General features: G+C 65.1%; 1 protein-coding gene. It reads right to left on the bottom strand.

Annotated features, from left to right (window positions below; translation table 11 throughout):
• Window positions 1-88: 88 nt before the first annotated feature.
• Entirely contained in the window at window positions 89-1,453 is a 1,365-nt protein-coding gene (gene ltrA / locus HDG37_RS38675; RefSeq protein ID WP_184056842.1) for a group II intron reverse transcriptase/maturase, read from the bottom strand.
• Between the last annotated feature and the right edge of the window lie 402 nt (window positions 1,454-1,855).

Below are 1,855 nucleotides of genomic sequence, written 5' to 3'. Positions count from 1 at the left end.
CAATCGGCATAGGGGGTAGCCAAGAGGCTACGCCCCTGCCACACCACCCGGCATGCGGGTCCGCACCGGGCGGTTCGGGAAGTTGAGGTCAGGAGAGACGGGGTAAGCCGAGTCGGTCAAACCATGCAATGGGCAGCACGCTGTTGAGCAACTTGCCGCTGTTGCGCCACCAGCGATGGCTGTTGGCCGCTACCTGTCGCGCAACATCATGGGTCGCACCCAGTGCGCGCAGCTCCCGATACATGGTCGTGCCGTGCTTCCAGTGCTTCAACTGGATCGCGCGCAGGCGATGGCGCACCCATTCGTCCAGTTCGCGCATCACGCCCGGCGTCTGCGCCAGACGGAAGTAGCCCTTCCAGCCCAGCAGGTAGGGGCGCAGCTTCTCCACCACCTGCGCCAGACTACGACCGCCCCGGCGTGTCAGTTCCCGCACGCGCTGCTTGAACGTGGCCAGTGGTTTGACTGCCACCTTGCGCTTGATCGCACGCCCCGCCGCTACCCAGAAGCTGTAGCCCAGGAACTTGCGACCGAACACGCTTGCCACCGCGCTTTTGGCTTCGTTGATCTTCAGGCGTAACCGCCCGTACTGCCGTCGCAACAGCGCCATCACCCGTTCACCCGCACGGCGTGAGCGAACGTACACGTTCGCATCGTCGGCGTAGCGCACGAAGCAGTGCCCCCGTCGCTCCAGTTCCTTGTCCACCTCATCGAGCAGCACATTCGCCAGCAACGGTGAGAGCGGACCGCCCTGGGGCGCCCCCTCGTGCCGCTCCTGCACCACGCCATCGCCCATCACGCCCGCATTCAGGTACGCCCGGATCAGCCGGATGACGCCCGGGTCTCCGATACGCTTCTGCAGCCGGTCGATGAGAATGTCGTGATTGACCCGGTCAAAGAACTTTTCCAGGTCGACGTCCACCACGACCCGCCGACCCGACTGCACGTACGACTGCGCGGCCAGCACCGCGTCGTGCGCACGCCGCCCTGGCCGGAAGCCGTAGCTGTGCTCGCTAAAGGTGGGGTCCAGTACCGGTTGCAGTACCTGCAGCAACGCCTGCTGGATCAGCCGGTCCGTCACCGTCGGGATGCCCAGCTCGCGCTCGCCACCATCCGGTTTCGGGATCGTCACCCGTCGCACCGGCATCGGCCGGTACGTCCCCCGCAGCAGTTGCTCCCGTATTGCCGGCCACGCTGTCACCAGATGTCGCGCAGTCTGGTCAATGTCCAGCCCGTCAACACCCGGCGCACCCTTGTTGGCCCGCACCCGTTTGAGCGCCTGCAGCAGGTTCTCTCTCGTCAGCGCTGCCGAGAGCAGCGCTGACCCTGTGCTCTTCGTCTCACACCGCGAGCCCCAGGCTTCGTCGCTCACGGCTTCACGCGCAGCTTCACCGCGCGCCGCCACCGCTTGCCCCGCTCGCGCGGGCATCTGACGCCTTGCCTGTTGCGTCGGCATGTCGTTGAACACTCCTTCCCGTTCGGTCCTTCGCCACCAGCTTCAGCCTCGCCGGCCTGTCCTGTGGCTACTATGACCTCTGCTGAGACCTCGCTCCGGTTCAGCACCGTCGCCTTTTCAGGCATGAGGCGAGGCGTCCCCAGGTAAGAACGCACTCCTTCATCGCACAACCGCTGCATTTACGCCACGTCGCCTTGGTCACGGGAGCTTCGCGGTTTCCAGCCCGCTCGCCCTGCTTGGCAGCGCCTTCTATGCAGTTCTTGTTCATCGGCTCGCGATTTACGCTCCACGCTTCCTTCCCACACTCGGTCGCCCTCATGCAGTTGCGCTTCACTTCATTCGCTGTGACCAGCTTATGGCGGGACTTGCACCCGCAGGAGTGCGCCCATGCTGGGCGCACTG

Origin of the sequence: Paraburkholderia sp. MM5384-R2, assembly GCF_014201025.1 — a bacterium.
GTDB lineage: Bacteria > Pseudomonadota > Gammaproteobacteria > Burkholderiales > Burkholderiaceae > Paraburkholderia > Paraburkholderia tuberum.
Note: the sequence above shows the minus strand (reverse complement) of the source record. Positions and strands in the feature narration are given on the sequence as shown.

Excerpts from the sequence above, each read along its gene's own strand:
- ltrA (WP_184056842.1), bottom strand. The coding sequence starts at position 1,453 with ATGCCGACGCAACAGGCAAGGCGTCAGATGCCCGCGCGAGCGGGGCAA.